Consider the following 26,642-nt stretch of genomic DNA (forward strand, 5'->3'; position numbering starts at 1 on the left):
CCCAACCCTTCTCCGCGACCGCCCCGGGGGACACCGCCCCCGCCCCGTCCCGGCCGGCCGTCCGGGTTCCGCCCTGCCCGGACCCCGCCCCCGGCCCCTCGCGGGGGAGATGGCGGGCCCGTACCGCGAGAACACCGCCCCCGCCCCTCCGGGTGCGGGCCCACACGACCCCCCATACCCTCCCAAATGTGCACCCGCCGCGAAGCTGGACGCCGCGACAGCGCCCCGCGCTGCGCTTCGTCGGCGTGCTGCTGGCGCTGGTCGGGTGGGTACTGGTGGCCGCGCCCGCGGCGCGGGCGGACGATCCCATCACCCTCGACCGGGGGCAGATCACCGACCGCGTGGGCGCCCTCGGCAGCCGCAGGCCGGAGGTCACCGCCGCCCTGGAGCGGCTGTACTCGAACCGGCGGATCCAGCTCTTCGTCACCTACGTGCACGACTTCTCCGGCCGCTCCCCCCAGAGCTGGGCCGACGCCACCGCCCAGAAGAACGGCTTCGGCCAGGACGACCTGCTGCTGGCGGTGGCCACCGGTACACGCCAGTACGCCTATTCGGCCGACGTGGAGTCCGGTTTCACCGAGGCGCAGCTCGCGGACGTCGCCCGGACCGCCATCGAGCCGGCCCTGCGGCAGAACGACTGGGCGGGCGCCGCGATCGGCGCGGCGAACGGCTACGACGCGGTGCTCGGCGGCAAGCCCGTGCCCACGCCCTCCATCACCCCGGGCCCGCCCGACCCCGGCGGCGGGGCGGCGCGCGGGGAGGGCGGCATCGGGGACTACGTGCTGCCGGTGGTGGTCGTCGGCGGGGCCGGGGCGCTCGGGGTGTACGCGTACCGGCGCAGCAGGCGCAGAGGGGCCGGGGGCGGCGGCCGCGGGACGGCGACCCGCCACCCCGGCTGGGACGGCCGGCGGGCGGAGCCCGTCCCGCTCCCCGAGCTCGACGCCCGGGTCGGGACCCTCCTGGTGGAGACCGACGACGCGGTCCGCACGAGCACCGAGGAACTCGGTTTCGCGGCGGCCCAGTTCGGCGAGGAGGCCGTCGCCGCGTTCACGGCGGCGGTGGCGTACGCCCGGGGCGAGCTGACGCAGGCCTTCCGGCTGCGCCAGCAGCTGGACGACGCCCACCCCGAGGACGACGCGACCCGCCGCCGGATGCTCGACGAGATCCTGGCCCGCTGCGCGGAGGCCAACCGGCGGCTGGACGCCGAGTCGGCGGCCTTCGACCGGCTGCGGGACCTGGAGCGGAACGCTCCCGCGGCGCTGGCCGCCGTGGAGGCCCGCTTCCGGGAGCTGAGCGGCCGGACGACGACGGCCGGGGCGACGCTGACGGCCCTGGCCGGCCGGTACGCGGACTCCGCGTCCGCGCCGGTCGCCTCCAACGCCGGACAGGCCGAGGACCGGCTGCTGTTCGCGACGACCAGCCTCGGCGAGGCGCGGGCGGCGCTCGACGGCGGGGACAGCGGCCGGGCCGCCGTGCACGTCCGGGCCGCCGAAGGGGCGGTGGACCAGGCGGCGACCCTGGTGGACGCGGTGGAGCGGCGGGCGCAGGAGCTGGCGGAGGCCGCAGGGAAGCTGCCGGGCGCCCTGACCGAGACGGAGGCCGACCTCGCCGACGCGCACGGCCTGCTCACCGGCACGGCCGCGGGCTCCTCCACGGCGGACCTGCGGGGCCGGATCGCCCGGGCGGAGGCCGTACGGGACGAGGTGCGGCGGGAGCAGGCGGCCGGCCGGTACGACCCGATCGACGCGCTGCGCCGGGTGGAGGAGGCCGACGCGGCCCTGGACCAGGCCCTGGCGGGGGTGCGCGAGCAGGAGTCGGGGCGGCGGCGGGCGGCGGCTCTGCTGGACCAGGCCCAGCTGTCGGCCCGCAGTGCGATCGGCGCGGCGGCGGACTACGTCACCACCAGCCGGGGAGCCGTGGGCAGTGAGGCCCGTACCCGGCTGGCGGAGGCGCAGCGGCGCCTGGAGCGGTCGGTGTCCCTGGCGGGGCCGGACCCGGCGGAGGCGCTGGCGCAGGCGCAGCGGGCGGACTCCCTGGCCCGGCAGGCGCAGCGGCTGGCGGAGCAGGACGTACGGGAGTACCGGAACCCGTACGCCGGGCAGCAGGCGGGCGGCGGCCGGGGCGGGGCCGTGCTCGGCGGGATCATCCTCGGCGAACTCCTGCGCGGCGGCGGTCGCGGCGGCTTCGGCGGCGGGGGCCGGGGGGGCGGCGGTTTCGGCGGCGGGGGCGGGAGCGGCCCGGGTTCCTTCGGCGGTGAGGGCACCCGGGGCCGCCTGGGCGGCGGCGGCCGCTTCTGAACGACGCCCCCCACCGCGCTCCACCGCCCCGGCCCGCATCCACCCCCAGGAGGGACCCGTCATGAGCAAGCAGACCATCCTCGGCCGTGTCACCCAGCTGGCGAAGGCGAACATCAACGCGCTGCTGGACCAGGCGGAGGATCCGCAGAAGATGCTCGACCAGCTGATCCGCGACTACTCGAACAACATCTCGGAGGCCGAGCAGGCGGTGGCCACCACGATCGGCAACCTGCGGATGCTGGAGGCCGACCACCAGGAGGACGTGGACGCGGCCGCCGAATGGGGCGTCAAGGCCCTCGCCGCGAGCCGGAGGGCGGACGGGCTGCGGGCGGCGGGCGCGGCGGCGGAAGCGGACCGGTTCGACAACCTGGCGAAGGTGGCCCTGGGCCGGCAGATGCAGTCGGAGAAGGAGGCGGCGGTGGCGGAGCCGGTGATCGCCGCCCAGACGGAGGTGGTCGGCAAGCTGAAGGCGGGCCTGGACTCCATGAAGGAGAAGCTGACGGCGCTCCAGGCCAAGCGGGACGAGCTGGTGGCCCGGGAGCGGACCGCGCGGGCGCAGAACACGATGCTGGACGCGGTGAAGAACATCGACGTCCTGGACCCGACCAGTGACCTGCACCGCTTCGAGGAGAAGGTCCGGCGCGAGGAGGCGCTGGCCCAGGGGCGGCAGGAGCTGGCGGCCTCCTCGCTGGACGCGCAGTTCGAGTCGCTGGAGGAGCTGGGCAGGGCCTCGGAGATCGAGGCCCGCCTGGCCGCCCTCAAGGCCGGGGCGGCGTGAGCCGACGGCCCCCGGCCCGGGCGGCCCGAGGCGGACGGCTGAGGCGGGCGCCCCCGGCCCGGGGACGTCCGTCCCTCCTCACCCGCGCACGCCGACTCACCCGCGCACGCCGACTCACCCGCGCGTGCCGACCCGTCCGCGCACGCCGACTCACCCGTACATGCTCAGCAGCTGCTCCGCGGAGAGTTCGGTGGCGGCCTCGCCCGGGGTGCCGCCGGGCATCGGGAGCGGGAGTTCGAACCAGACGGTCTTGCCGCGGTGGGTGCGCCGGGTGCCCCAGCCGGCCGAGAGCAGGCCGACCAGCTGGAGGCCGCGGCCGCCCTCGTCGGTGTCCCGGGCACGGCGGCGGCGCGGCTGGGCGAGGTTGGCGTCCCAGACCTCGCACACCAGGGTGCGGTCCAGCAGCAGCCGCAGCCGGATCTCGCCCTCCCCGTACCGCAGGGCGTTGGTGACGAGTTCGCTGACGAGCAGTTCGGTGGTGTCGAGGAGGCCCTCCAGGCCCCACGCGGGCAGCTTGGCCCGGGCCAGTTCGCGGGCCCGGCCCACCGAGCGGGCCTCGCGGGGCAGTTGCCAGTCGCCGACGGCGTCCACGGACAGCCCCTGGACCCGGGCCATGAGCAGGGCGATGTCGTCCTCGCCGTGGCGGGTGTGCAGGGTGTTCAGGACCTGGTCGCAGACCTCCTCCAGCGGGCGGGCCGGGTCGGCGACCGCGCCGCGCAGGCCGCGCAGGCCCTCCTCCAGGGGGTGGTCGCGGGACTCGACGAGTCCGTCGGTGTAGAGGGCGAGCAGGGCGCCTTCGGGGAGTTCCACCTCGACTTCCTCGAAGGGTTCGCCGCCGACCCCGAGCGGCATCCCGGTCGGGATCTCCAGCAGCAGGCCGGGGCGGGGGTCGGCGCCGTCCTCGGTGGGTTCGACGAGGACGGGCGGCATGTGGCCGGCGTTGGCGATGGTGCAGCGCCGGGTCACCGGGTCGTAGACGGCGTAGACGCAGGTGGCGAGGTAGACCTCCGAGCGGTCGGCGTCGCGGGAGTGCAGGGCGGAGCGGGAGGCCTGTTGGGCGCCGCCGGGGGCGCCGAGGCCGCGGGCGACCTCGTCGAGGGCGGTGAGCACTTCGGCGGGTTCGAGGTCCAGCAGGGCGAGGGTGCGCACGGCGGTCCGCAGCTCGCCCATGGCGACGGCGGCGCGCAGTCCGCGTCCCATGACGTCGCCGACGACCAGGGCGGTGCGGTGGCCGGGCAGTTCGATGACGTCGAACCAGTCGCCGCCGACCTCGGTGGCGGCGTTGCCCGGCAGGTAGCGGCAGGCGATGTCCAGGCCGGCCGCCTCGGGGTCGCCGGGGGGCAGCAGGCTGCGCTGGAGGATCAGGGCCCGCTCGTGTTCGCGCCGGTAGAGGCGGGCGTTGTCGATGCAGACGGCGGCGCGGGCGGCCAGTTCGACGGCGACGGCCCGGTCGCGCTCGCCGAAGGGCTCGCTTCCCTTGGTGCGGGAGAACTGGGCGAGGCCGACGACCGTGTCGTGGGCGACCATCGGCACGATCAGCGTGGACTGGACGAGGTCGTCGGTTCCGCCGCCCTCGATGAGCCGGGTCCGCGCGGTGCGCAGGGCGACGGCCCCGGGGGAGGCGGCCGGGTAGCGGTGGGTCTCCCCGACGGAGGCCGGGGCGCCCGGTCCCGAGAGGGGGGCGTCCGAGACGGCGGAGGCGAAGGCCACGCGCCGCAGCGGTGCCGAGGGGGCGCGGCGGGCGCCCTGTCCGGGGAGGGAGGGGACTCCGGGGCCCTGGGGGCGGGCGGGGCGGTCGTCGTCGCCGAGGAGGAGCCCCTCGTAGAGGTCGACGGCGGCCAGGTCGCAGAAGCCGGGGACGGTAACGTCGAGGAGTTCGCGGGCGGTGGTCTCCAGGTCGAGGGAGTTGCCGATGCGGTGGCCGGCCTCGTTGAGGAGGGCGAGGTTGCGGCGTACCCCGGCGGCCTCGCGGGCGGCCAGGTGGCGCCGGGTGACGTCGGTGCCGAGGCCGGCGATGCCGATGGGGCGGCCGGTGCCGTCGTGCACGCGGTAGAGGTTGATGGACCAGTGCCGGTTGTCGCGGCTGCCGGGGGCCGCGCCGGTGATCCGCAGGTCGGTGACGGACTCGCCGGTCTCCAGGACCCGGCGCAGGGCCACCGCCATCCGGTCGGCCTCGTGCGGGGGCAGGTAGTCGTGCACGGTGCGGCCGCGGTGCTCCTCGACGGCGCCGCCGAACACGGTCGCGAAGCGGCGGTTGGCGCGCTGCACGGTGAGGTCCGTACCGAAGAGCAGGAAGCCGAAGGGAGATTGGCCGAATATGGCCTGCGAGGCGGCCAGGTCGGATTCGATGCGGCGCAGGGCGCGGACGTCGACCACGACGCAGAGCGCGGCGCGCTCGCCGGTCTCGGTCTGGGTGGGCATCACGTAGATCTCGGCCACGCCGTGCGCTCCGTCGCCGCCCGGGATGCGGAACGGGATCAGGCCCGTCCATTCCTTGCCGTCGAGGATCTCCGCGACCTTGCGGTGCCCGCCGTCGCGCAGCTCGGGCGGCATGAAGGCGTCGACCGGGTCGCGTCCGACGGCCTGGGCTGCGGGAAGTCCGAACAGTTCCTCGGCGCGCAGGCTCCACTGGTCGACGAGCCCGTCCGGGCCGATCGAGAACGACGCGACCTTTATGTAGTCATATATCGAGCCAGGCGGACTGCTGTGCCACAAGGAGTCGTGCCACGACTCCCCGGGTACGCGGGTCTGATGTGCCTGCGCAGGTATCTCGCTCACGCGACCGTCCCCTCCAGCTCACCGCAACCGGACCGGCCATGACCGAAGTATTCAGCACCACGGCCCCGTACGGCACGGCGTTCACGATCACAAAAGGGTCCCGTTGTTTTCCGGCCACGTCCGGTGGTCATCCCTGACGTGCTCCGGGAGACCCCCTGCCGCCCTTCACCTTGTTACTCACCAGGAAGAGCCAACTCGAACCACACGGTTTTCCCCGACTTCCCGTGCCGAGTGCCCCAGCGGCGCGCGGAGACGGCGACGAGGTGCAGTCCGCGCCCGCCCTCGTCGTCGGCGCCGGCGACCCGTTCGCGGGGCGGATCCGGAAGCGGATCGGAGACTTCCACGAGCAGCGCCGGGCCGCCGGCGGGGCCCGGCGCGGCGGGATTGCGCCGCTCCAGACGGACGCCGATGGGGCCGGAGGCGTAGCGCAGGGAGTTGGTGACCAGTTCGCTGACCAGCAGGACGGTCACGTCACCGACGGCGTCCAGGCCCCAGGAGCGGAGGGTGCCGCGCACGGCGTGGCGGGCGGTGCGGACGGCGCCGGGCTCGGCGGGGAAGGCCCACTCGGCGCATTCACCGTCTGTGTCGATCACGCCGATCACTTCCCGGGCCACCAGCGACCCCAGTCAGGTTCGTCGGGGACGAATGGGGGACGAGATTGGGACTAATAGCGACATACCCGATATTCGGGGCGTCGTACCACCCGATCCCCCGCCCACCGGCGCACTGTGGCGCGGACGGCCTAGAACGGCGGGGTCATGCGCCCCGGTGCGCCCCGCCTGCTCCCTGGCCGCCGAGCCTGCGGCCCGCTTCGGCGACGAAGGGCCGGTCCTGGTCGAGCCAGTCGACGGAGTCCAGTTCGTGGGGGGCGAGCCAGCGCAGCTCGTCGTGGTCCTCCAGCGGCGCGGGCTCGCCGGAGAGCAGCCGCGCGGTCCACACGTGCAGCACGAGGCCGGGCTTCAGCGGCCACTCCCCCGGGATCCGCTCCAGCGCCTCGGTCTCGACGCCGAGCTCCTCGCGCAGCTCGCGCACCAGCGCCTCGGGCACGGTCTCGCCCGGCTCGGCCTTGCCGCCGGGGAGCTCCCAGCGGCCGGCGAGCTCCGGGGGTGCGCTGCGACGGGCCGCCAGCAGGCGCCCGTCACGACAGAGGGCTCCGCCCACGACCACGCGTACAGTCATGGACGGAGCCTATGCCAGGCCCTGCGGGGGCCTTCAATTCCTGCTCGTGGCGGCCGGGCTGCTGTCCGCCTGCTCGATCCGCTCGACCCAGTAGAGCTGCTGGTGACCCCGGTCCTCGAGGCTGTCGACGACCTTCTGGGCCTCGGCCCGGGTGGGGTACCGGCCCACCCGGTAGCGGTTGCCGTTGTCGTCCTGACGTATGACCAGCCATGGAAGCAGGGCACCGCTGTCGCTCATCGCGCTCCACCCTCCGCCGATGTTCCTGCCCAGGAAACCGCATTGCGCATATGCCCGAGCTTACGCCCGACCTTCACTGAGCGGATACGGGTTTTCACCAAGAGGTACCTGGGGGGCGTACGCATCCGGCCAGGCGTGCGAAGGCGCCGCCGGGGCTCGTTCGAGACCCCGCCGGCGCTCCGGGCGCGGACCGTGCGGCTAACGGACCGGCAGGTGGTACGAGAGCCGGTACCGGTCCGCCGGGACGACCACGTCCGCCGTCTCCACCGCCCGCCCGGACGCGTAGTACGTCCGCGTCACCACCAGCACCACGTGCCCCGGCACCCCGCCGAGGACCATGTTCTCCTCCGCCAGGCCCGGCCGGGCCCCGACCTCCTCGACCACGTTGTCCACGACCACGTCGATCGCGGCCATCCGGTCGACCACCCCCGAGCCCCCCAGCGGCCCCTCCTCCGGCAGCATCACCGGGGTCCGGCCGGTCACCGACAGCGGCTCCCAGGACGTGGACAGCATCATCGCCTCGCCCGCGTCGCGGAAGACGTACCGGGTGCGCATGACCCGGTCCCCGGGCTCGATGCCCAGCCGCTTCGCGATGTCCGCCGGCGCCGCCTCCTGCTCGCTGTTCGACTCCCACGTGCCGTGCGCGCCCGACTCCGCCTGCTCCTGGCGGAACGGGGTCGACGCCCCGCCCGTGCGGTAGCCGGAGCGGGCGACCCGGCGCGGGACCGGCTGTTCGCGCACGTACGTACCGGACCCCGAACGGCCTTCGACCAGGCCCTCCGCCATGAGGACCTTGCGCGCCTCCAGGGCGACGGTGTCGGAGACGCCGTACTCCTCGCGGATCCGGGCCTGCGAAGGGAGCCGGGTGTGCGGGGGCAGGGACCCATCGACGATCTTCCGTCGCAGATCCCCGGCGACGCGAAGATAGGCCGGCTGCTCACCGAAAGTCACGGGCCACTCCCATCAGGTTGACAGACAGCTACACCCTGGCAACCGACTGTTGAGCTGTGCAAGTGCGGGCCAGAGTTTCACCCGATGTGATGAAGCCTGGTCACTCAAACCCGTTACCGCGCGTTACCTCCAAGGCCCTCAGGCCGCGCCGGACGAGGGCCCGTCCCCCGCTCCCGCCCGGTCCTCCTCGCGCCACTCCGGAACGCGCGTCGACAGCCCGTACGCCCCCCGCAGCGCCTTCTCGCCGGCGACCGTCAGCGCACCCTCCGCCGCGTCCCACGCCTGCCGGAAGTCCGCCGGCCGGACCGCCCGCGCCGCCCGCTGCCACTGCGCACGCGCCGCCGCCAGCTCCTTCAGCCGGGCCCCCGCCTCCGGGTGCGCGGAGACGGCGTCCCGCAGCACGCGTTCCTGCGCGGCCAGCGCCTCGTCGACCTCCCGCGCCCACGACCGGTACTCCGGCAGCGCCTCGTCGAGCTCCCGGTCGGGGGCGCCCCCCAGCGCCCCGTCCGCCGCGTTGAGGGCGGTCAGGAGCGAGACCTGTTCGGGCGTCAGCATCCCCGCGTCCTTGCGCAGGCTCCCCGTGTGGTCGTGCCCCGCCGTGCCGATCACGCACAACAGCCGCCGGTCGCCCGCGCGCCAGGAGTCCCGCGTGGGGGCGAAGTAGTACATCTCCGCGTAGTCGGGCAGCGCCCACGCGTCCATCGCGTACGCGTCCTGCGCCTTCCAGCACGCGTCCGTGGCCAGGTCCTTGAGCTTCGAGGCGCCCGGGAAGCCGCCGGGGCCGAGCGCGGTCGCGGACGTCACCTCGGCGTCGTGCACCCGGGCGCAGTCGATCCGGTAGGTGAAGGGCGTCTCGTCGAGGAGGTCCCCGCCGGGGACGTTGAAGCAGTCGCCCGTACGCAGCCGGTCCATGTCGGTCAGCTGGCCCTCGACCGCCTCCGGGGCCGGCCGCGAGCCCAGCCGCTCCAGGAAGGGCCGGGCGTAGCTCGTGAGCCCGTACAGCATCACCGACGTCGTCGCCAGGGAGACCGCCAGGCCGGCGACCGCCAGCGCCCTGCCCCGCTCCCGCCTGCGCCGGATCTGCACCAGCGCCACCAGGCCGAAGACCACTCCGAGCGGCGGGAAGCAGAGCAGCCCGACCAGCAGGGAGGCCAGGGCGAAGCCGTTGAGCGCGGGCGGTCCCGCCGGGCCGTGCGGCGGCCCCCACCCCGGCTGCGGCGGCGGCGGCCAGGAGTGGCCGGAGCCGGCGGGGCGGGGCGGTTGCGGGGTGCTCACAGCGTGAGGTGCTCCATCACAAGGGGGCTCGAAACGGCTGCGCGCGCACGACCTCACGCGAACGGCTGCCCGAAATAGTACGCAGCGGGGGCGACCCGGTGATCGGTCGCCCCCGCCTTCACCGGGCGCTCCCGCCCGGCGTCACGCCCCTTCGGCCCGGGCGGGTCAGAACTGCAGCGCCCAGGAGTCGATCCTGCCGGTGTCGGCGGCCGCGTTGTCGCTCACGCGCAGCTTCCAGACCCCGTTGGCCACCTCGGAGGAGGCGTTGACCGTCACCGTCTTCACGATGTCGTCCGCGCTGCCGCCGGTGCGGTTGTGCAGGTTGTAGAGGGTGCCGTCGGGGGCGACCAGGTCGACCTTCAGGTCGCCGATGTAGGTGTGCCTGATGTCCACGGAGACGCCCAGTGCGGCCGGCGCGTTGCCGGAGACCCCGCTGACGGTGATCGGGGACTCGACCGTGGCGTTGTCGGCGACCGCGTAGTCGGCGGTGTTCTCGAAGCGCGGTCCGGTGGGCGGGGTGGTGCCGGCGCCCACGTTCAGCAGGCGGTTGGGGGAGCCGGTGCCGGGGCCCGTCACCACGTTCGGGGTGGCCGCCGCGACCAGGCCGTCACGGACCTGCGCCGGGGTGCTCGACGGGTTCTGCGAGAGGTAGAGGGCGGCCGCGCCGACGACGTGCGGGGTGGCCATCGACGTACCCGAGATGGTGTTCGTCGCCGTGTCTCCCGTGCCCCACGAGGAGGTGATGGAGGAGCCCGGCGCGAAGACGTCCAGGATCGAGCCGTAGTTGGAGTAGCTCGCCTTGGCGTCGGTGCTGGTGGTCGCGCCGACGGTGATGGCCTCGGCGACGCGCGCCGGGGACTTGGTGGAGGCGTCGGTGGACTCGTTGCCGGCCGCCACGCCGTAGGTGATGCCGGACGCGATGGAGTTGCGCACCGCGGTGTCGAGCGCCGAGTCGGCCCCGCCGCCGAGCGACATGTTGGCCACGGCGGGCTTGACGGCGTTGCGGGTGACCCAGTCGATGCCCGCGACCACCTGGGCGGTCGTGCCGGATCCGTTGTTGTCGAGCACCCGGACGCCGACGATCTTCGCCTTCTTGGCGACGCCGTAGGTGCTGCCCGCGACGGTGCCGGCGACGTGGGTGCCGTGGCCGTGGCCGTCCTGGGCGGTGTTGTCGTTGTCGATGGCGTCGTAGCCGTAGGAGGCGCGGCCGGCCAGGTCCTGGTGGGTGATGCGGACGCCGGTGTCGATGATGTACGCGGTGACGCCCTCGCCGGCCTTGTCCGGGTAGGTGTAGCTCTGGTCGAGGGGGAGCGCGCGCTGGTCGATGCGGTCCAGGCCCCACGACGGCGGGCCGGGCTGGGTGGCGTCGACGGTGAAGGTGCGGTTCTGCACGACGGACGCGACGGCCGGGTCGGCCGCGAGCTTCTTCGCCTGCGCCTCGGAGACCTCGACGGAGTAGCCGTTGAGGGCGGCGCTGTAGGTCCGGTCGATCCTCGCGCCGTACCGCTGGGCGACGGCCCTGCCGCTGTCGGTGGTGGAGCGGGCGGCGGAGTCCTTCAGGGTGACGATGTAGCTGCCGGGGACGGACCCGGCGGCGCCCGCGTTCTCGATGACGCCCTGCGCGCCGCCGGCGGGCGCGGCCGAGGCGGGTAACGCGGCGGCGGCGCCGAGCGCGAGGGCCGCGACGGCGGTCGCGCTGGCGCCGGCGATCTTCCGGCGGGTGTGACGCATCACGGACATGTGAGGGGTCCTCCTCGTAGGCGGTGCGCTGCGTGGGGGTGCGGGCCGGCGGCGGAGGGCGCACGGAATCGCGGATTTACCATGCACATGTCAATCAAGAACGCCCAACGGGCCGTCGCCGCAAAAAGGTTGACCCACCCGTGCGCCATCCCACAAGAGCCCCACGGACGCGTAACATCCGTGCCATACGACGGCCATGAACGAGCAAAGGTGCTCCGCACATGACGCACGCACTTCCTGGTTATGTCTGCCCCGAGGACGGCACGCGCGCGGACGTGCGGACCGCCCCCTGGTGCTGCCCGGTCTGCGGCGGCCCGTGGGACCTCGACTTCACCCCGGATCCGGCCACCGCCCTGGAGCCGGCGGCCGGCCCGCCCTCCCTGTGGCGGTACGCGCCGGCGCTGCCGCTGCCGGGGGCGTTCTCGGTGACCCTGTCCGAGGGGCACACCCCGATGCTGCCGCTCGGGGACCGGATTCACGCCAAGCTGGACTTCCTGATGCCGACGCTGTCGTTCAAGGACCGGGGCGCGGTGATGCTCGCGGAGCTGGCCCGGCGGCTGGGTCCGGAGCGGGTCGTCGCGGACAGCAGCGGGAACGCGGGGACCTCCGTGGCGGCGTACTGCGCGCGGGCCGGCCTGGGTTGTGAAGTTTTCGTGCCGGAGGGCACCTCGGAGAAGAAGACCGGTCAGATGCGGGCGCACGGGGCGGCCGTACGGGTCGTGCCGGGCGGCCGCGAGGCCGCCGCGAAGGCCGCGCGGGCGGCGGCGGACGAGCCGGGGGTCTTCTACGCGAGCCACGTCTTCAACCCCTACTTCCTGCACGGCACGAAGACCTACGTGTACGAGGTCTGGGAGGCCCTCGACGGCCGGCTCCCCGAGGTGCTCGTCGTCCCCGTCGGCAACGGCACGCTGCTGCTGGGGGCGGCGCTGGCGGTGGCGGAGCTGGGCCGGCGCGGAGTGCGGGCACCGGCGCTGGTCGGGGTGCAGGCGGAGGCGGTGTCGCCGCTGGCGGCCGCCTTCGCGGAGGGCGCGGAGGAGGCCGAGCCGGTGGCGCAGCGGCCGACCCTCGCGGAGGGCATCGCGATCCCGGCGCCGCCGCGGGGCCGCCAGATCCTGGCGGCGGTGCGGAAGTCGGGCGGCACGATCCTGACGGTCCCGGACGCCCGGATCCGCGAGGCCCAGCGGGACCTGGCCCGCCGCGGGCTGTTCGTGGAGCCGACGGCAGCGGCCTGCTGGGCGGCGGTGGGGCCCGGCGCGCCCTCGGACCCCCTGGAGGGCCGCGCGGCGGTCATCCCCCTGTGCGGTGCGGGCGCCAAGTCGGGCTCGGCGCCCTGATCTGCTGCGCGGGGCCGCCTCGAACGCCGGCGGGGCCGTGAGCAGCTCCGCCGGCGTTCGAGGCGGCGGGCGCGAAGCGCACGTACGGGGTCCGGGGCGGAGTCCCCGGGGAACGGTGGAAGGGCGGGTAGGGGACGTCGCCCCGCGCAGCGGCGCCACCCGCACCGTCCACGTCGGAAAACCGCCAGCCGGCCGCGCCCGGTTCTGCTGGACTACCCCCATGACCACGCTCCTTGAAAAGGCCATCGCCTTCACCGCCCTGCACACCCCCGCCGCGCCCCTCGCCCTCGCCAACGCCTGGGACGTGGCCGGCGCCCGCATCGTCGAGGCGGCCGGCGCCCCGGCCGTGGCCACCACCAGCGCCGGCGTCGCCTGGTCCCTCGGGGCGCCCGACGGCGACGCCCTCGCGCGGGACCGGGCCCTGGACCTCGTCGCCCGCGTGGCCGGCGCCGTCTGCGTCCCCGTCACCGCCGACATCGAGGGCGGCTTCGCCGCCGACGCCGCCGGGGTCGGGGAGACCGTCGCCGGGGTCCTCGCCGCCGGCGCGGTCGGCATCAACATCGAGGACGGCACCCGCGCCCCCGCCGAGCACGCCGAGCACCTGGCCGCCGCCCGGGCCGCCGCCGACGCCGCCGGGATCCCGCTGTACATCAACGCCCGCGTGGACACCTACCTCTTCGGCCTCGGCGAGAGCGCGACCCGTCTGGACGAGACCCTGGCGCGCGCCTCCGCCTACCTCGCCGCCGGAGCCACCGGCGTGTTCGTGCCCGGCGTCACCGACCCGGCCGTCGTCGCGGAGCTCGCCCGGGGCATCGACGCGCCGCTCAACGTCCTCGCCGGCCCCGGCGCCCCCTCCGTCGCCGAACTCGGCGCCCTCGGCGTGGCCCGCGTCAGCCTGGGCTCGTGGGTGGCGGAGGCCGCGTACGCCGCCGTCCGCCGCGCCACCGAGGAGCTGCTCGCCGACGGCACCTACGGCTCGCTGGCCGGAGCGCTCCCGTACGGCGAGCTGAACGCCCTGCTCAAGGGCTGAGATACCGGGAAGCGTGCATGCGCCACCGACCGTAGGATCCGGCCATGAGCACCTCGATACCGGCACGGCCGGAGGCGAAGGGGCGGGGCGCCTCCCCGCGCGGGACCGGCGGCGCCGTCTGGACGGCCCTCGGCACCGTGTACGTCGTCTGGGGCTCGACCTACCTCGGCATCCGGATCGTCGTCCAGACCATGCCGCCGTTCCTCTCCGCCGGCGCCCGCTTCATCACCGCGGGCCTGGTGCTGGCCGGCGTCGTCGCCTGGCGGTACGGCCCGTCCGCGCTGCGCGTCACCCGCGCGCAGCTCGGTTCGACGCTGCTGGTCGGCTTGCTGCTGGTGCTCGGAGGCAACGGCCTGGTCGTGCTGGCCGAGACCTCGGTGCCGTCCGGGCTGGCCGCGCTGCTGGTGGCGGCGGTGCCGATGTGGGTGGTGGTGCTGCGGGCGGCCACCGGGGACCGGCCGCCCGCGCGCACCCTGGCCGGGGTGCTGCTGGGGCTCGCGGGGCTGGCGGTGCTGACCAGCCCCGGGCTCAGCGGGGAGGTCCGGCTGTCGGGGGTGCTGCTCGTCCTGTCGGGCTCGATCGCCTGGTCGCTGGGCTCCTTCTCCGCCGGGCGGCTGCCGCTGCCGGGCAACCCGTTCACCGGCAGCGCGTACCAGATGGTGTGGGGCGGGCTCGGCGGGGTGCTCGTCGGGCTGGCGCGCGGCGAGCAGCACGGTCTGGACCCGGCCTCCTTCTCCACCGCCTCCTGGCTGGCCCTGGGCTACCTGGTGCTGATCGGTTCGGTCGTCGGGTTCACCGCGTACGCGTGGCTGCTCCAGTCGGCCCCGCTGTCGCTGACGGCCACGTACGCGTACGTCAACCCGGTCGTGGCCGTCGCGCTCGGCGCGCTGGTCCTGGACGAAGCACTGACCCTGCCGATCGTGCTCGGCGGCGCGATCGTGGTGGCGGCGGTGGGCGTGATCGTCAGCACCGAGCGCCGGAAGTAGGCCGCGGGACGGGGACCGGGGGCCGCGGGACGGGGACCGGGGGCCGCGGGACGGGGACCGGGGGCCGCGGGACGGGGACCGGGGGCCGCGGGACCGGGACCGGGGGCCGCGGGACCGGGATCGGGGGCCGCGGGACGGGGCGGGGGGCGGCCTCAGCCCCGGGCCGCCGCCTCGTAGAGGGCCTTGGCCTTCCCGTCGTACAGCGCCGCCGTGGAGTCCACGTCGGTGTCCCCGCCGCTGAGCACCCCGATGAGCCGTCCCGGCTGGCCCGTGCCGCCGCGGTCGGCGATCCAGGGACTGCCGCTGGTGCCCGTCCAGAAGCCCGCGCAGCTGATGTACAGCATGTCGGGGTCGTCGGTGTCGTGGCGGGTCTGGGTGGTGCAGGAGACCGGCTTGTTCTGCGGGTTGTGGTCGGACTCCGGGTAGCCGATGACGGTGACCTCGCGCTCGTAGCCGGAGGTCCAGTCCGGCTTGGGCGCCTCGCCCTGGCCGACCCGCTGCTGGAGGCTGCGGCCGTCCTCGTCCGGCTCGACGGTGAGGAAGGCGAAGTCGGCGGTCTCGTCGCCCCACTTCGTCCAGCGCTCGTCCACGTGGATCGAGCGGACCTTCCACACCCCGAGGGGCTGGGTGCCCGATCCCTCGCCGGAGAAGGCGGGCGCGAAGGAGAGCTCGCCGATGGCGAGCCCGTCGTGCGCCACCTCGCCCGGGCGGCCGTCCTCGCCCGCGGGGGCCACGCAGTGCGCGGCGGTCGCGACGACGTTGCCCCGGGGGCTGTCGACCACGCTCGCCGTGCACCAGTGCTCCCCGTTCGCCATGAGCACGCCGACGGTGGGGAAGGGGTGGACCGGCTGCTCGCCGGACGCCCCGAGGAGGACGACGGCGGCTGCCGCCACGATCCCCGCGGCGGCGGCCGCGGCCGTCGCCCCCTTCACCACCGGGCTCATCGCACGCCGGGGTCGGGTGTCGGTCCCTGCATCACCTTGCTGATCCACTCCAGGGAGCCCTCCCTCATGCCACGTACGTACGATTTTCCGTTGTGCTCACCATCCTGGATCACCTGGAGCCGGGTGTGCACGGGTCCCTTCCCGTACTCCCTCATGAACTTCTCGGCCAGGTCCCGGCCGCTCTCCTTGGTGCCGATCTGGAAGCTGATGTAGACGTCGGGTCCACCCTCCCTGATCAGCTTCTCGGCGAGCTTCTCGGGGTTGTTCTCGTCCATCGCCTCGCGGTTCCCCCGCCACAGCGGGGAGTCGGGGACGAAGTCCACGCCGCTCGCGATGACCGCCTTGAAGCGGTCGGGGTACTTCAGGACGTCCTTGAAGGCGCCGAACCCGCCCGAGGAGGAGCCCATGAAGGCCCAGCCGTCGCGGGAGGTGAAGGTCCGGAAATTGGCCTTCGTGAAATCCGGGACGTCATCGGCCATCCAGGTGCCCATCTTGGGCTCTCCGGGGATGTCGGAGCCGTCGTAGTGGTGCTTGGTGTCGGCGTTGATCACGGGCATGACCAGGATGAACGGCAGGCTGGTGCCCTTCTTGGCCCCGTCGATCACGGCCTGCTGGAGGCCGAGGCCCGGGCCCGTGCCCCAGTAGTTCTTGGGGTAGCCGCGGCCGCCGGGCAGGGAGATCAGGACCGGGAAACCGCTCTTGGCGTACCTCGGGTCGTCGTACTCCTTGGGGACCCACACCCACACGTCACCCGTGAATCCGGACTTCTTGCCGGTCAGGGTGGTCATGGCGATCTGCGTGCCGTCCGGCAGCCGGCTGGTGCGCACGAAGGAGGACTTCGGGCCGGTGGGCATCAGCACCCCCGGGCCGCCGATGTCCTCGGCGGCCGCCGACTCCTGGATCTTCCCGAAGGAGACGGGGTCCCCCATGTCGGAGAAGAGGCCGAACGCGTACGCCGCGCCGCCCCCGGCGGCGAGGGCGAGCGCGAGGGCGGCGCCGATCAGGATCCGGCGCTTCCGCGGGCGGCGCCCGGGGCTGCGGCCGCCCCCGGTCGCGGGGTCGCCGTCGCCGCCTTGGTGGTCATACTGCACGGATTGTTCCCGTTCCCTCTCCGGCGCCCCGGTTGGGCGCGGGTCGGACCGATAGGTCCCCCTTATCGCTTCTACAGAGGTGTCAACGACCGTAGGGGTTGCCTGGGACCGGGGCGACGTGGCGAGGGCCACGTGGCGGACGCCCGTACGGACGGGCGGGGCTTGCACGCACGGGTGGGGCGGCGGGCGGGTCGGCGGGCGCGGGCAGGCAGGCGGGCGGGGCGGCGGGCGCGGGCAGGCGCCCGGCGGCTCAGCCGGCCTCGGGCTTCGGACCCTTCAGCACCTTGCTGACCCACTCCAGCGAGCCCTCCTTCATGCCGCGCACGTAGTGCCAGCCGTTGTGCTCGCCGTTCTGGATGTCGCGGATGGTCGTCTTGACGGGGCCCTTGCCGTACTGCTGGACGAACTTCACCATCCGGTCCTTGCCGGACTCCTTGGTGCCGACCTGGAAGTTGATGTAGACGTCCGGGCCGCCGCTCGCGATCAGCTTCTCGGCGAGCTTCTCGGGGTTGTTCGCGTCCATCTCCGCCTGGTGGCCCTTCCAGAGCGGGGAGTCCGGGACGATCTCGCCGCCGCTGGCGATCACGGCCTTGAAGCGGTCCGGGTACTGCAGGAGCGTCTTCATGCCGACGAAGGCGCCGGAGGACGAGCCCATGAAGGCCCAGCCGTCGCGCGACTTGTACGTGCGGAAGTTGGCGCGGGCGAAGTCCGGGACGTCCTCGGCGATCCAGGTGCCCATCTTCGGCTGGCCGGGTATGTCGGCGCCGTCGTAGTAGTACTTGTTGTCCGGGTTGAGCACCGGCATGATCACGACGAAGGGCAGGCTGGTCCCGGCCTGGACGCCCTCGCTGATGGCCTTCTGGAGGCCGAGGCTGCGGTCGGCCCAGTAGTTCGTCGGGAAGCCGTTGCCGCCCGGGAGGGCGATGAGGACCGGGAAGGCGCTCTTGGCGTACTTCGGGTCGTCGTACTCCTTCGGGGCCCAGACCCAGACGTCCCCCTCGAAGCCGGACTTGGCGCCGGCGAGGCGGGTCTTGGCGATGACCGTGCCGTCGTCGAGCTTGGTGGTCTGCTTGAAGTCGGACTTCGGGCCGGCGGGCAGCTGCACGTCCGGGTCACCGGTGGGCGTGGGCGAGGCCGAGGGGCTCGCACCCTTCTTCGCCGGGCCGCCGTCCGTCCCGGCGGCGGCGGGCTGGTGGTTCTTGCCGAAGCTGACGGCCTGGCCGTTCCCGTCGAACCACTCGTTCTCGTAGGCGGCGAAACCCACGCCGCCGAGGACCAGCGCGCCGACGACGCCGGCGCCGATCCCTATCGTGCGACGCGACTTCCTGCGGCCCCCCGCCCCCTCGGGCTCGCGGCCGGACGACTGCTGAGGGTACTGATCCACGAACTTCGCTCCGAACGGTCTCGGCTGCCCCTGCGGCGGGGCAGCACACGGACATCCCCTTGACTGGTCCTGATGAGCGAATTCTGCGGATAGTTCCAAATCCCTGCAAAAACGTGTCCGGAACTTTGGGTTTCGACTCGCTCACTTCAGCGTGTCGAGCACCTCCGCGCACCGCCCCAGCAGGGCGATCAGCTGGTCGCGCTCCTGCGGGGTCAGGGCCGCGGCGAGCGTCCGCTCCACGCGCACGGCCCCCGCGTCCGCGAGCTCCATCGCGGCGCGCCCCTCCGGCGTGAGCCGGGTCTCCAGCACGTTGCGGTGCCACTCGTGCGGGGTCCGCTCGACGAGGCCGCGCTCGTGGAGGTTCTTCAGCACGGTGTTCATCGTCGGCGCGGTGACCCCGCAGAGGCGGGCGAGGGCCGCGGCGGAGATCCCGGGCTTCTCGGCGAGCCAGAGCAGGGCCGCGTACTGCGGAACCGTCACCGCGGCCGGCTTGCAGGCGGTGGTCTTCGCCGCGACGAGCGCCTGCTCGGCGCGCTTGATGTGCGAGCCGATGCGCTCCTCGGCGGGCATGGAGGTCATGACGGCATCTTATGACCCTTGCCAATCATTAGAACTCTAACTACTCTTCGAACTCACTTACTCAGAAGGATGCACCCATGCGCAAGCTGTCACATGTTCTGCCCGTCGCCGCCGCCCTGGCCCTCACCACGGCGCTCACCACCGGTGCCGCCCCCGGCCCGGCCCGCGTGTCGACGGCGTTCACCCTGCCCGGCGCGAAGGCCTACCCCGAGGGCATCGCCGCCGACGCCCGTACCGGCGCGGTCTACGTCGGCTCGTACGCCGACGGCACCGTCTACCGGGCCCGCCCCGGCGCCCGCGCGGCCGAGGTCTTCCTGCCCTCCGGCACCGACGGCCGGCACACGGCCAACGGCCTGCGCGTCGACGCCCGCGGCCGCCTGTGGGTGACCGACTCCACCGCCGGCGTCACGGTGTACGACACGGCGACCGGCACCCGCCTGGCCCGCTTCGACGTCGACGCCGCCACCCCGCACTTCATCAACGACCTGACCATCACCCCGGACGGCACCGCCTACCTGACGGACAGCGTCCGCGCGGTGATCTACCGCGTCACCCCGGCCCAGCTGCGCGCCGGCTCGGGCGCCCTGACGGCGGCCTACGACCTGAGCCGGCAGGTCACCCCGCCGCCGCCCGGCAAGTTCACCCTGAACGGCATCACCTCCGACGCGGCAGGCCGCTACCTGCTGGCGGTGGACATGACCGCCGGCGAGCTCCACCGCGTCGACCTGGCCACCGGCGCCCTCAGCCGGGTCACCCTCACGGGCGGCGACCTGAAGGCCGCGGACGGCCTGGACCTCTCCCCCGGCGGCACCCTCCGGGCGGCCCACAACATCACCAACACCCTGACCCGCTGGCAGCTCACCCCGGACGGCACCCGCGCCCGCCTGGTCCACAGCATCACGGACCCGGCCCTCCAGATCCCCACCACCCTGGCCCACACCCCGGCCCGCACCCTGGTGGTCCGCTCCCAGTTCGACAAGGGCGGCCCGATGACCCCGTCGACGGGAACCCCGACCACCTTCTCGGTCGCCTCGGTCCGGGGGCTGTAGCCGCCGCTGCGCCGAACGGCGCGGTGACCCGCGGCGACCTAAAATGGCCTCAAGAGTCAGCAAGGCACGTCCGGCGGCTCCACGGCACCCCCGCGGGCCGCCCGGCCGGCCCGGGAGGCGTGATGACCGTATCCCCCGACGCTTCACCGCAGTACGCGCACACCGACCCCGAGGACACCCTCAAGGTGCTCGGGGGCTCATGGCACTGGGCTCTGGGTCTCGCCCTCGTGACCCTGATCCCGGGCATCCTGATCCTCGTGTGGCCCCACGAGACGCTGCACATCCTGGCCGTGATCATCGGCCTCCAGTTCCTGGTGGCCGGCGGCTTCCGGTTCGTCACGGCCTTCTCGCACGGCAGGGAGTCGGGCGGCAGCAGACTGGCGGGCGTCCTGATCGCCCTGCTGCTGCTCCTGGCGGGCGTACTGGTGCTGCGGCACCCCACGCAGACGATCGCCCTGCTGTCCCTGGTCGTCGGCATCTCCTGGCTGCTGACCGGCGTCCTCGCGGCGTACGTCGCGATCGCCGACCGCACCCTCCCCCACCGCGGCCTGCGCTTCGGCCTGGGCGCCCTCGGCGCCGTCGCCGGAATCGTCGTGCTCTGCTTCCCGGTGGACTCGGCCGTGGCCCTGACCCGCCTGCTGGGCCTGTGGCTGGTCCTGCTCGGCGCGTTCGAACTGGTCATGGCCTTCGCCCTCCGCTCCACCACCCGCAAACTCACGACCCCACCGCCCGGGTGACCCGGGCGGAACCCGAAGGGCCGGACTCCTGGAGCCCGGCCCCTTCGGCGCGCCCACAACTCGGCGCGCACCGGCGCCGGTTGCCCGCGTCCGGCACCTCCGCTCCCGGTTGCGGACGGTCCGTATCGGAGGAGGGTGGAACTGTCGGGGGGATTCCGAACCATGCCACGCGGGAGGTGCGGCGATGGCCCACGACGACCAGTTCACGGCGACCGGACCGTCCTTCACCGGCGCGGGATTCCCCCGCGCCGGCTTCTCCACCAAGTCGACGGACACCGTCCACGGGGTCAACGCCGTCGGGACCTCCTGCGGCGTGTACGGGGAGAGCCTGGCGGCCGGCCAGGAGTCGGACCGGCAGCCCGAAGTGGACCGGACCGGGGTGTTCGGCGACGGCGACAGCTACGGGGTGCACGGCATCGGCCGGACCTTCGCCGGGGTGCTCGGCTTCGTGCGCCGCCCCGAGAACGCGGGAGGGGTCTTCGGCATAGGGCTCCGCGGCACACCCGGGGTCGTGGGCCAGAGCCGCATCGACTTCATGCCGACCCTGCCCCGGGGCGACCTGACGGAACACGGCGGGGAAGGCACCGGGGTCCTGGGCGAGAGCGGCCGCGGCGCCGGGGTGGCCGGGACCAGCGGCGACGGGCCTGGCGGCGCGTTCTCGTCGGCCAGGGCCGCGCAGGTCCGCCTGGTCCCGTCACTGGACGCCGTTCCGGCGACCGGCCGCCCGGGCGACCTGCTCGCCGTCCTGAGGGGCGGGTTCGCCACCCTGTGGTTCTGCGCCCTCGCCGAGGAGGCGGACCGCCCGGCGGTCTGGGGCCGGGTACAGCTGGGCCAGGCGTCCGTCCCGAACCCGACGCTCGAACAGGGCGCCCAGGGCCAGGACGTCAAGAACGCCCAGGGCCTCCTCCTGGCCCACGGCCACGACCCCGGCCCCGTGGACGGCGTATTCGGCCCGCTGACACTGGCCGCCACCCGGTCCTTCCAGCAGGAGGCCCGCATCGTCGTCGACGGCCAGATCGGCCCCCAGACCTGGAGCGCCCTGCTGAACCACTTCCCCGCCGCGTAGCCGGCACCGCCCGGCGCACCCGGCCGTGCCCCCCCCCATACGACGAAGAGCGCCCGACCCGCTCCACCGCAGGTCGGACGGCCTTTCGCCGGACGTGTCAGACGTTGAAGCGGAATGCCTGCGGCCCGATCCTGACCTGCGGCGGAGCCCCATCCAGGGCTCTGACCTGGGATTTCCCAGTTGGCATGCGTTGGCTCCCGACGGCCGTTTACGAGCGTCCCGCGGACTGGCTGCGGACTGGCCGGGCCTGCGGAGGCCGAGAAATCCATGGCGCACCGGCCGGACCTGCAACGAGACTGCGCAGGTGAGCGACCGCTACCCCTGTCCCTGCTGCGGGCACCGCGTGCTCGACGCCATGCCCGGCTCCTACGAGATCTGCCCCGTCTGCTTCTGGGAGGACGACGGGGTCCAGTTCCGCTGGCCGACCATGGACGGCGGAGCGAACATGGTCTCCCTGATCGAGGCGCAGCGGAACTACCAGGACTTCGGCGCCTGCGACCAGCATGGCCGCCAGTACGTCCGCCCGCCGGCCGCGGACGAGCCGATCGACCCCGCCTGGCGCCCAATCGACCTGACGCGCGACTCCTTCGAGGGCTGGGACGCGAACGAACGCGACCCGTGGCCCGACGACCGCTCGGTGCTCTGCTGGTGGCTCCCCACTTTCTGGCGCCGGGAGCATCCATGACCACCCACATCGAGAGACTCATCCAGCAGCTCGATGACTCGACCGGACCGTCGTACGACGCCCGCGCAGAACTGATCGACATCGGCTCCGACGCCATCCCCGTCATCATCGACGGACTGCCCTTCCTTGGCGGCTTCGGTCAGCTGACCGCCATCGAGGTCTTCGAAGAGGTGGCGGACCCACGCTGCGGCCCCGCCCTGATCACGCTCCTGAGCAGCAACGACCCCACCATCCGCGAATGGGCGGCGATGGCCCTGGCGAGCCTGAAGATCGACGGCGCTGTCGAGCCCGTGCGCCACGCCTACCGCGCCTGCCTGGAACGGGCGACGCCACCGGACTGGAGCGAGCCGGACGGCATCCGCTGGGCCCTGACGGAACTCGGTGCCCGCAGCCCTGTCGTCCCGCCGCTCACCGTGCGCCTACGCGCCATCGCTGCGGACGACGCCCCTGGCTGGCCCTCGGCCCACTTCACCGAGATCATCAACGACCTGGCCGACCACGCCCAGGTGATCCTCTACTCCCAGTTCTGGCAGGTGGACGCCGGCCGCACGTACGGCGTCTCCGGCCCCAGCCTGGACTGGGAACTCGACTGGACCGCGCCCTGGGAGCACTTGGTCGAAGAGTCCCGCACCTGGTCTCTGCTGGAAGCCTCCGAAGCCCCCGCCGGCGACAACATCTTCGTCGCCCCCACCTGGATCGACCGTACCGACCTGTACCCAGAGAGGTGACCGATGCCGTTCCAGCACCCCGAGGAGATCGGCTACGGCTACGTGATCGAGCGCTACGCGGCAAGGAAGGACTCAGGCCACGCGCGCTACCTCGTCCTGCAAAGTGGTCGATTCCTGCGGCTCGAGTGGCCTCACGCCGAACATTTCGCCCGTCACCTCATCGACGACTCGGCCACGATCACCGATGCCGAGCTGGAGGCCCTTCTCGGCTACGAGTGGCGCTCACGCCTCACCGCCGCCTGGCTGATCGGCGTAGGCCGACGCGCCACGTTCCGTGAACGCATCGGCGACCTGCTCCTGGCCAGCGAGTTCTGCTTCTCCGGCAGCGCCTACTGCTTCGCCCTGGCCCGCTTCGGCACCCACGCAGACGCCGAGATCCTCACCGCCTACCTCGACCGCTACCTCCCCCGCGCCGACCTCCGCTACGACCAACCCGCCGCCCTCGGCGCCCTCCTCCGCCTCGACGTCCACCTCGGCACCCACCACGCGGACCGCTTCACCCAGCCTGACGGTCTCTGGGACCAGTGGGTCAATGCTTTGGCCCACCTCCGCGACCACCACGCCTACACCCCCGTCGAGCGTCGCCGCTGGACGGACCTCCAATGCGACTTCGCCAACGGCTGGTCCCGCCCATAGCCAGAGCGGGCGAGAGTGAGCAGGGCGCGCCGGCCGACACTCAGGCGCCGCCAGCGGGCATCGATCTCCCAACGGCGCTGACGAAGCTTGGCGGTCGGGAAACACAGGGCCGAGCTGGACAGGTCGACACCCGACGGGTAGTCGGGCAGACGAAGCCTCTGGTGGAGACGGATTTCTTGGTCGACAACCCACCTACCAGGGACTTCGCCCAACTGCTCCAGACCGACGGGTTGGAAAGAGCTCATTCTCAGTCGGCAATCCACCGACGCAGAGAGTTAAACACTGAGTCGCTATCCAGTTCATGCCCTCGATCAAGGCTCTTTAGCATCGCTGTGGAGTTCGTCAGGCGATCGGGATAATAGAGCTCGGGCGCCAGGCATGCAGGACAGTCGCTTAGCAGGCAGAACGGCGAGAGTGGGATTGTCTCCCCCTGCTGGGTAAGCATGTAGAGACTATCATCCACCAGAGGGCGAGCGTTCTCGAAACTAATTGGCTCAAAGTCCGGATGATCACCCATCAAAGCCAACCCAGAGATCTTATACTTGCCCGCATCCGGAAGCCAATGCAGTCTATCCATATGCACCCATTTGGCCCGAGCGAGAAACGCACACCAGGAAAGACTGCTGAGCATCAAAGACTCGATCTGCTCTAGACTCCTCTCAAATTCGGCACGCGTCCGCGGTCCAGCCCCATGACGGATCTTATTTCTCATGCGCAGCAATTCATCTAGATCTGCCATCAACCCCTTGCCTCCCTTCTTTCGCTGGGTCGCCTCTGCTAGCCCTGCCGCCTCATCTCCGTTCTCCCTAGCATCCGCCCCCACCGCCCGGATTACCCCCACCCAATGGCCCAGCGAGACGCCGCCTTTTTCAACTCCCTCGCTCCACTGAGAGATCGCGCTCAAATCCTGGCGGCCACGATCAGCCGCGATAGCGAGGGAAACAATACCCAATGACAAAATCAGCGACTCAACACACTGAATCGCCGCTTCATGTTTTTCGGCCAACGAAAGACTGTGCCTAAACTTCCGAACAGCCCGGGCAATTCCGTATGGATACGCCTCTTGAAAGACCCTGTACGGCTCGTTTTGCTTGCGCAGATTTTGCGCGATCAGCGAGCTGAGGTCCGCAGCTTCTTCCAACCTGATCCTCCGCTCACTACTGCTACCGCCATCAAAGATTCTTGTTCGAGAGTACTGAAGTTCCCGCCGGATTTTTTCCGCCTGCTGCAGCCCTTCACCTAGCCGAGAAATAGACGCTCGAATTCCGTCGACATCACCATCGCATCTCGGGATTCGAATTTCCGCCAAATCCCTCCACTTGATGCGCGGAATCACGTCGTAGCGAGGGAACTGACTCTCCGCCTGCGGGCTCGCCAAGTAGGCGATCAGATACTCCGCTGGGACGGCTTCACGGCTTAGCCTTATTGCAAGGAGCCCCTGCCCTGCCTGTACGCCCTCATACTCGGACGGAAGGGTCGTCCAGTACCGATTCCCGGCGAGATCGCGGCCGACAATGTCACCCTCGCGAAGCCTATACTTCGGTTCCCGATCGACAGTCCGCAAAGGGAGACTGGAGACTGGAGGAAGAGAGGGCCCTAGGTGAGAGGGCGGCAAAACCCTGTGCCTCACATCAACTTCAGGGTCCTTCCTCTCTTTGTCAATCTCTGCCGAGATGACCGATCCTGCGAAAATCTGAGAGAAATCCCCTAGCCTCAGGCCCTCTTGCGCCAACTTCCTCGCCTCGTGAACCTGCCTGTAACGCCCGGGTGAAAGATCGTAGCCCTGCGATGCAATCTCACCCTTAGCAACACAAAAACTTTGCTCATTTCGTCCGCGCTTTCGCTCGCCCTTGCTCCTTTGTGACCAGCGATACAGCAAGTCAGGCAGGTTATTCTTGGCGTGCTCTACGTCATCCAGAGGTTTGGCAGGCGAGTGACCGAGCTTTTCGCTCGGCAGCAACGGCGTCCTCCTGTCGTCCAGGCTCCATCCGTCAGCTGTCACCTCATAAAACCAGACGCTATCTTTCGCCTCACTGGTCGATTTGGTAAAGAAGAGCACAGCGGTAGAAATCCCGGCATAGGGCTTAAATGCCCCGCTGGGGAGTTTCACCACCGCTTCTAGCTTGTGCTCCTCCACCAAGAACCGCCGCAACTCCACGTGAGCCTTGGTGGAACCGAACAACAGCCCCTCAGGAACAATGACCGCGGCACGGCCTCCTGGCTTCAGCAACCTTGACGTCAAGGCGAGAAATAGGAGCTCCACCTTCTTCGTCTTGCTCAATTCAAGCAGCTCGGGCGCGACCCGATCCTGTTCCAGGGTTCCAGCAAACGGAGGATTGGTCAGCACCAGCGAATAACTCTCGGAGTCATCTGCCAGTCCATCAGCGAGCACATCTCGGCAGCGGATGTCCGGGTCTTCGACACCATGGAAAAACATGTTCATGGAGCCAACCCGCAGCATGGTCCGATCGAAGTCGAAGCCTTTGAATCCGGCATCCATTTTCGGACCGTCTTGACGCGAACGTTCGACATGTTCGGCAGCGGCGACCAGGAATCCGGCCGTGCCGCAGGCCGGATCACAGATTTCGTCACGGTCGGATGGATTCGTCATCTCAATGAGCAGCTGAACGATATGCCGAGGCGTACGAAATTGTCCGTAGCGTCCAACTGTGGCAGCCTTACTCAGCATGTACTCGTAAAGATCCCCTCTAGCGTTTTGTTCACCTGAGGGGATTTCGCTAAGTATGTCGACGACCTTGGCCAGCAGACTGGGTGTCGGGATAGTCAGCCGCGCATCTGCCATGAGCTCCGGATAGCCGAACGCGTCCGGTAGATGGTTTCGCAGCCAAGGAAACACCTCATCGCGGACAATAGCCAACATATTCTGAGGTGCTTCGGTGATGAAGTGAGACCAGCGCAGCCGCCGATCGGACTCCGCGAAGACGAAGTTGTCGATGGTCTGGCCTGTCCTCGCTGCCTCCCGTTCCTGAGCGGACTGCAGTTCATCGAGCCCCCTGATGTACATCAGGTACGTAAGCTGCTCGATGATCTCCAGTGGGTTCGACACGCCCCCAGACCAGAAGGCATCCCACAGTCGGTCGATCTTGCTCTTGAGGTCACCTGAGATCACGTATCGGAGGCTAACGGGTACCCGTCTT

The 26,642-nt window shown here is 71.8% G+C and carries 23 protein-coding genes; 11 read left to right on the forward strand and 12 right to left on the reverse strand.

Annotation, left to right across the window (positions count from 1 at the left end; all coding sequences use genetic code 11):
• Positions 1 to 245: 245 nt before the first annotated feature.
• Positions 246 to 2,297, forward strand: coding sequence for a TPM domain-containing protein (locus tag AB0469_RS29570; RefSeq protein WP_366454607.1), 2,052 nt, complete (start codon positions 246 to 248; stop codon positions 2,295 to 2,297).
• A gap of 61 nt (positions 2,298 to 2,358) precedes the next feature.
• Positions 2,359 to 3,075 carry a PspA/IM30 family protein gene (locus AB0469_RS29575; protein WP_366454503.1) on the forward strand — a complete coding sequence of 239 codons (717 nt, stop codon included), beginning with the start codon at positions 2,359 to 2,361 and terminating at the stop codon, positions 3,073 to 3,075.
• 150 nt (positions 3,076 to 3,225) lie between these two features.
• Here the strand turns inward: AB0469_RS29575 and AB0469_RS29580 are convergent, their stop codons facing one another.
• The 7 genes from AB0469_RS29580 to AB0469_RS29610 all read right to left on the reverse strand — a co-directional run bounded on the left by AB0469_RS29580 (position 3,226) and on the right by AB0469_RS29610 (position 11,235).
• Complete coding sequence (locus AB0469_RS29580; RefSeq protein WP_366454608.1) at positions 3,226 to 5,790, reverse strand: SpoIIE family protein phosphatase; 2,565 nt, start codon at positions 5,788 to 5,790, stop codon at positions 3,226 to 3,228.
• Positions 5,791 to 6,026: 236 nt separating this feature from the next.
• Positions 6,027 to 6,455: an ATP-binding protein gene (locus AB0469_RS29585; protein ID WP_366454609.1), complete on the reverse strand. Its 429-nt coding sequence runs from the start codon at positions 6,453 to 6,455 to the stop codon at positions 6,027 to 6,029.
• A gap of 154 nt (positions 6,456 to 6,609) precedes the next feature.
• The gene (locus AB0469_RS29590; RefSeq protein WP_366454504.1) at positions 6,610 to 7,032 is read right to left on the reverse strand and encodes a (deoxy)nucleoside triphosphate pyrophosphohydrolase; all 423 of its coding nucleotides are present in this window, start codon (positions 7,030 to 7,032) and stop codon (positions 6,610 to 6,612) included.
• A gap of 33 nt (positions 7,033 to 7,065) precedes the next feature.
• Entirely contained in the window at positions 7,066 to 7,269 is a 204-nt protein-coding gene (locus AB0469_RS29595; protein WP_366454505.1) for an SPOR domain-containing protein, read from the reverse strand.
• A gap of 198 nt (positions 7,270 to 7,467) precedes the next feature.
• The gene (locus tag AB0469_RS29600) at positions 7,468 to 8,220 is read right to left on the reverse strand and encodes a GntR family transcriptional regulator (RefSeq protein WP_366454506.1); all 753 of its coding nucleotides are present in this window, start codon (positions 8,218 to 8,220) and stop codon (positions 7,468 to 7,470) included.
• A 138-nt stretch (positions 8,221 to 8,358) separates the two neighbouring features.
• The gene (locus AB0469_RS29605; RefSeq protein ID WP_366454507.1) at positions 8,359 to 9,495 is read right to left on the reverse strand and encodes a DUF4190 domain-containing protein; all 1,137 of its coding nucleotides are present in this window, start codon (positions 9,493 to 9,495) and stop codon (positions 8,359 to 8,361) included.
• Positions 9,496 to 9,660: 165 nt separating this feature from the next.
• Positions 9,661 to 11,235, reverse strand: coding sequence for a S8 family peptidase (locus tag AB0469_RS29610; protein WP_366454508.1), 1,575 nt, complete (start codon positions 11,233 to 11,235; stop codon positions 9,661 to 9,663).
• A 221-nt stretch (positions 11,236 to 11,456) separates the two neighbouring features.
• Here AB0469_RS29610 and AB0469_RS29615 point away from each other — a divergent pair, with 221 nt between their 5' ends.
• The 3 genes from AB0469_RS29615 to AB0469_RS29625 all read left to right on the forward strand — a co-directional run bounded on the left by AB0469_RS29615 (position 11,457) and on the right by AB0469_RS29625 (position 14,585).
• Complete coding sequence (locus AB0469_RS29615) at positions 11,457 to 12,569, forward strand: pyridoxal-phosphate dependent enzyme (RefSeq protein WP_366454509.1); 1,113 nt, start codon at positions 11,457 to 11,459, stop codon at positions 12,567 to 12,569.
• A gap of 220 nt (positions 12,570 to 12,789) precedes the next feature.
• A complete protein-coding gene (locus AB0469_RS29620) occupies positions 12,790 to 13,599 on the forward strand; it encodes an isocitrate lyase/phosphoenolpyruvate mutase family protein (protein ID WP_366454510.1) in 810 nt (269 codons plus the stop codon).
• A gap of 44 nt (positions 13,600 to 13,643) precedes the next feature.
• The gene (locus tag AB0469_RS29625; RefSeq protein ID WP_366454511.1) at positions 13,644 to 14,585 is read left to right on the forward strand and encodes an EamA family transporter; all 942 of its coding nucleotides are present in this window, start codon (positions 13,644 to 13,646) and stop codon (positions 14,583 to 14,585) included.
• A gap of 152 nt (positions 14,586 to 14,737) precedes the next feature.
• Here the strand turns inward: AB0469_RS29625 and AB0469_RS29630 are convergent, their stop codons facing one another.
• The 4 genes from AB0469_RS29630 to AB0469_RS29645 all read right to left on the reverse strand — a co-directional run bounded on the left by AB0469_RS29630 (position 14,738) and on the right by AB0469_RS29645 (position 18,583).
• On the reverse strand, positions 14,738 to 15,529 hold the full coding sequence (locus AB0469_RS29630) for a trypsin-like peptidase domain-containing protein (RefSeq protein WP_366454512.1): 792 nt from the start codon (positions 15,527 to 15,529) through the stop codon (positions 14,738 to 14,740).
• A complete protein-coding gene (locus AB0469_RS29635) occupies positions 15,526 to 16,620 on the reverse strand; it encodes an alpha/beta hydrolase-fold protein (RefSeq protein ID WP_366454513.1) in 1,095 nt (364 codons plus the stop codon). Before AB0469_RS29635 ends, AB0469_RS29630 begins: the two co-directional genes overlap by 4 nt.
• A gap of 250 nt (positions 16,621 to 16,870) precedes the next feature.
• A complete protein-coding gene (locus AB0469_RS29640) occupies positions 16,871 to 18,004 on the reverse strand; it encodes an alpha/beta hydrolase-fold protein (protein ID WP_366454514.1) in 1,134 nt (377 codons plus the stop codon).
• 141 nt (positions 18,005 to 18,145) lie between these two features.
• Positions 18,146 to 18,583, reverse strand: a complete 438-nt coding sequence (locus AB0469_RS29645; RefSeq protein ID WP_366454515.1) for a MarR family transcriptional regulator — start codon at positions 18,581 to 18,583, stop codon at positions 18,146 to 18,148.
• Between the two features lie 77 nt (positions 18,584 to 18,660).
• Here AB0469_RS29645 and AB0469_RS29650 point away from each other — a divergent pair, with 77 nt between their 5' ends.
• The 6 genes from AB0469_RS29650 (at position 18,661) to AB0469_RS29675 (ending at position 23,484) form a co-directional block, all read left to right on the forward strand.
• On the forward strand, positions 18,661 to 19,632 hold the full coding sequence (locus tag AB0469_RS29650) for a superoxide dismutase (protein ID WP_366454516.1): 972 nt from the start codon (positions 18,661 to 18,663) through the stop codon (positions 19,630 to 19,632).
• A 122-nt stretch (positions 19,633 to 19,754) separates the two neighbouring features.
• Positions 19,755 to 20,369 carry a DUF308 domain-containing protein gene (locus tag AB0469_RS29655; protein ID WP_366454517.1) on the forward strand — a complete coding sequence of 205 codons (615 nt, stop codon included), beginning with the start codon at positions 19,755 to 19,757 and terminating at the stop codon, positions 20,367 to 20,369.
• A 184-nt stretch (positions 20,370 to 20,553) separates the two neighbouring features.
• Positions 20,554 to 21,435: a peptidoglycan-binding domain-containing protein gene (locus tag AB0469_RS29660; RefSeq protein ID WP_366454518.1), complete on the forward strand. Its 882-nt coding sequence runs from the start codon at positions 20,554 to 20,556 to the stop codon at positions 21,433 to 21,435.
• 304 nt (positions 21,436 to 21,739) lie between these two features.
• On the forward strand, positions 21,740 to 22,120 hold the full coding sequence (locus tag AB0469_RS29665; protein ID WP_366454520.1) for a CPCC family cysteine-rich protein: 381 nt from the start codon (positions 21,740 to 21,742) through the stop codon (positions 22,118 to 22,120).
• Positions 22,117 to 22,848, forward strand: a complete 732-nt coding sequence (locus AB0469_RS29670) for a HEAT repeat domain-containing protein (protein WP_366454521.1) — start codon at positions 22,117 to 22,119, stop codon at positions 22,846 to 22,848. The genes AB0469_RS29665 and AB0469_RS29670 overlap by 4 nt, the downstream gene beginning before the upstream one ends.
• A gap of 3 nt (positions 22,849 to 22,851) precedes the next feature.
• Entirely contained in the window at positions 22,852 to 23,484 is a 633-nt protein-coding gene (locus AB0469_RS29675; protein WP_366454522.1) for a DUF6000 family protein, read from the forward strand.
• Between the two features lie 247 nt (positions 23,485 to 23,731).
• Here AB0469_RS29675 and AB0469_RS29680 read toward each other — a convergent pair whose 3' ends face one another.
• Entirely contained in the window at positions 23,732 to 26,614 is a 2,883-nt protein-coding gene (locus tag AB0469_RS29680; RefSeq protein ID WP_366454523.1) for an N-6 DNA methylase, read from the reverse strand.
• Positions 26,615 to 26,642: the final 28 nt, after the last annotated feature.

Source organism: Streptomyces sp. NPDC093801, assembly GCF_040701585.1.
In the GTDB taxonomy this organism is placed as follows: domain Bacteria; phylum Actinomycetota; class Actinomycetes; order Streptomycetales; family Streptomycetaceae; genus Streptomyces.

Bases quoted from the DNA above. Each gene is read 5' to 3' on its own strand.
- AB0469_RS29625 (WP_366454511.1), top strand. From the start codon at position 13,644: ATGAGCACCTCGATACCGGCACGGCCGGAGGCGAAGGGGCGGGGCGCC.
- AB0469_RS29670 (WP_366454521.1), top strand. From the start codon at position 22,117: ATGACCACCCACATCGAGAGACTCATCCAGCAGCTCGATGACTCGACC.
- AB0469_RS29645 (WP_366454515.1), bottom strand. From the start codon at position 18,583: ATGACCTCCATGCCCGCCGAGGAGCGCATCGGCTCGCACATCAAGCGC.
- AB0469_RS29650 (WP_366454516.1), top strand. From the start codon at position 18,661: ATGCGCAAGCTGTCACATGTTCTGCCCGTCGCCGCCGCCCTGGCCCTC.
- AB0469_RS29660 (WP_366454518.1), top strand. From the start codon at position 20,554: ATGGCCCACGACGACCAGTTCACGGCGACCGGACCGTCCTTCACCGGC.
- AB0469_RS29575 (WP_366454503.1), top strand. From the start codon at position 2,359: ATGAGCAAGCAGACCATCCTCGGCCGTGTCACCCAGCTGGCGAAGGCG.
- AB0469_RS29610 (WP_366454508.1), bottom strand. From the start codon at position 11,235: ATGTCCGTGATGCGTCACACCCGCCGGAAGATCGCCGGCGCCAGCGCG.
- AB0469_RS29590 (WP_366454504.1), bottom strand. From the start codon at position 7,032: ATGACTGTACGCGTGGTCGTGGGCGGAGCCCTCTGTCGTGACGGGCGC.
- AB0469_RS29630 (WP_366454512.1), bottom strand. From the start codon at position 15,529: ATGAGCCCGGTGGTGAAGGGGGCGACGGCCGCGGCCGCCGCCGCGGGG.
- AB0469_RS29615 (WP_366454509.1), top strand. From the start codon at position 11,457: ATGACGCACGCACTTCCTGGTTATGTCTGCCCCGAGGACGGCACGCGC.
- AB0469_RS29620 (WP_366454510.1), top strand. From the start codon at position 12,790: ATGACCACGCTCCTTGAAAAGGCCATCGCCTTCACCGCCCTGCACACC.
- AB0469_RS29595 (WP_366454505.1), bottom strand. From the start codon at position 7,269: ATGAGCGACAGCGGTGCCCTGCTTCCATGGCTGGTCATACGTCAGGAC.
- AB0469_RS29655 (WP_366454517.1), top strand. From the start codon at position 19,755: ATGACCGTATCCCCCGACGCTTCACCGCAGTACGCGCACACCGACCCC.
- AB0469_RS29675 (WP_366454522.1), top strand. From the start codon at position 22,852: ATGCCGTTCCAGCACCCCGAGGAGATCGGCTACGGCTACGTGATCGAG.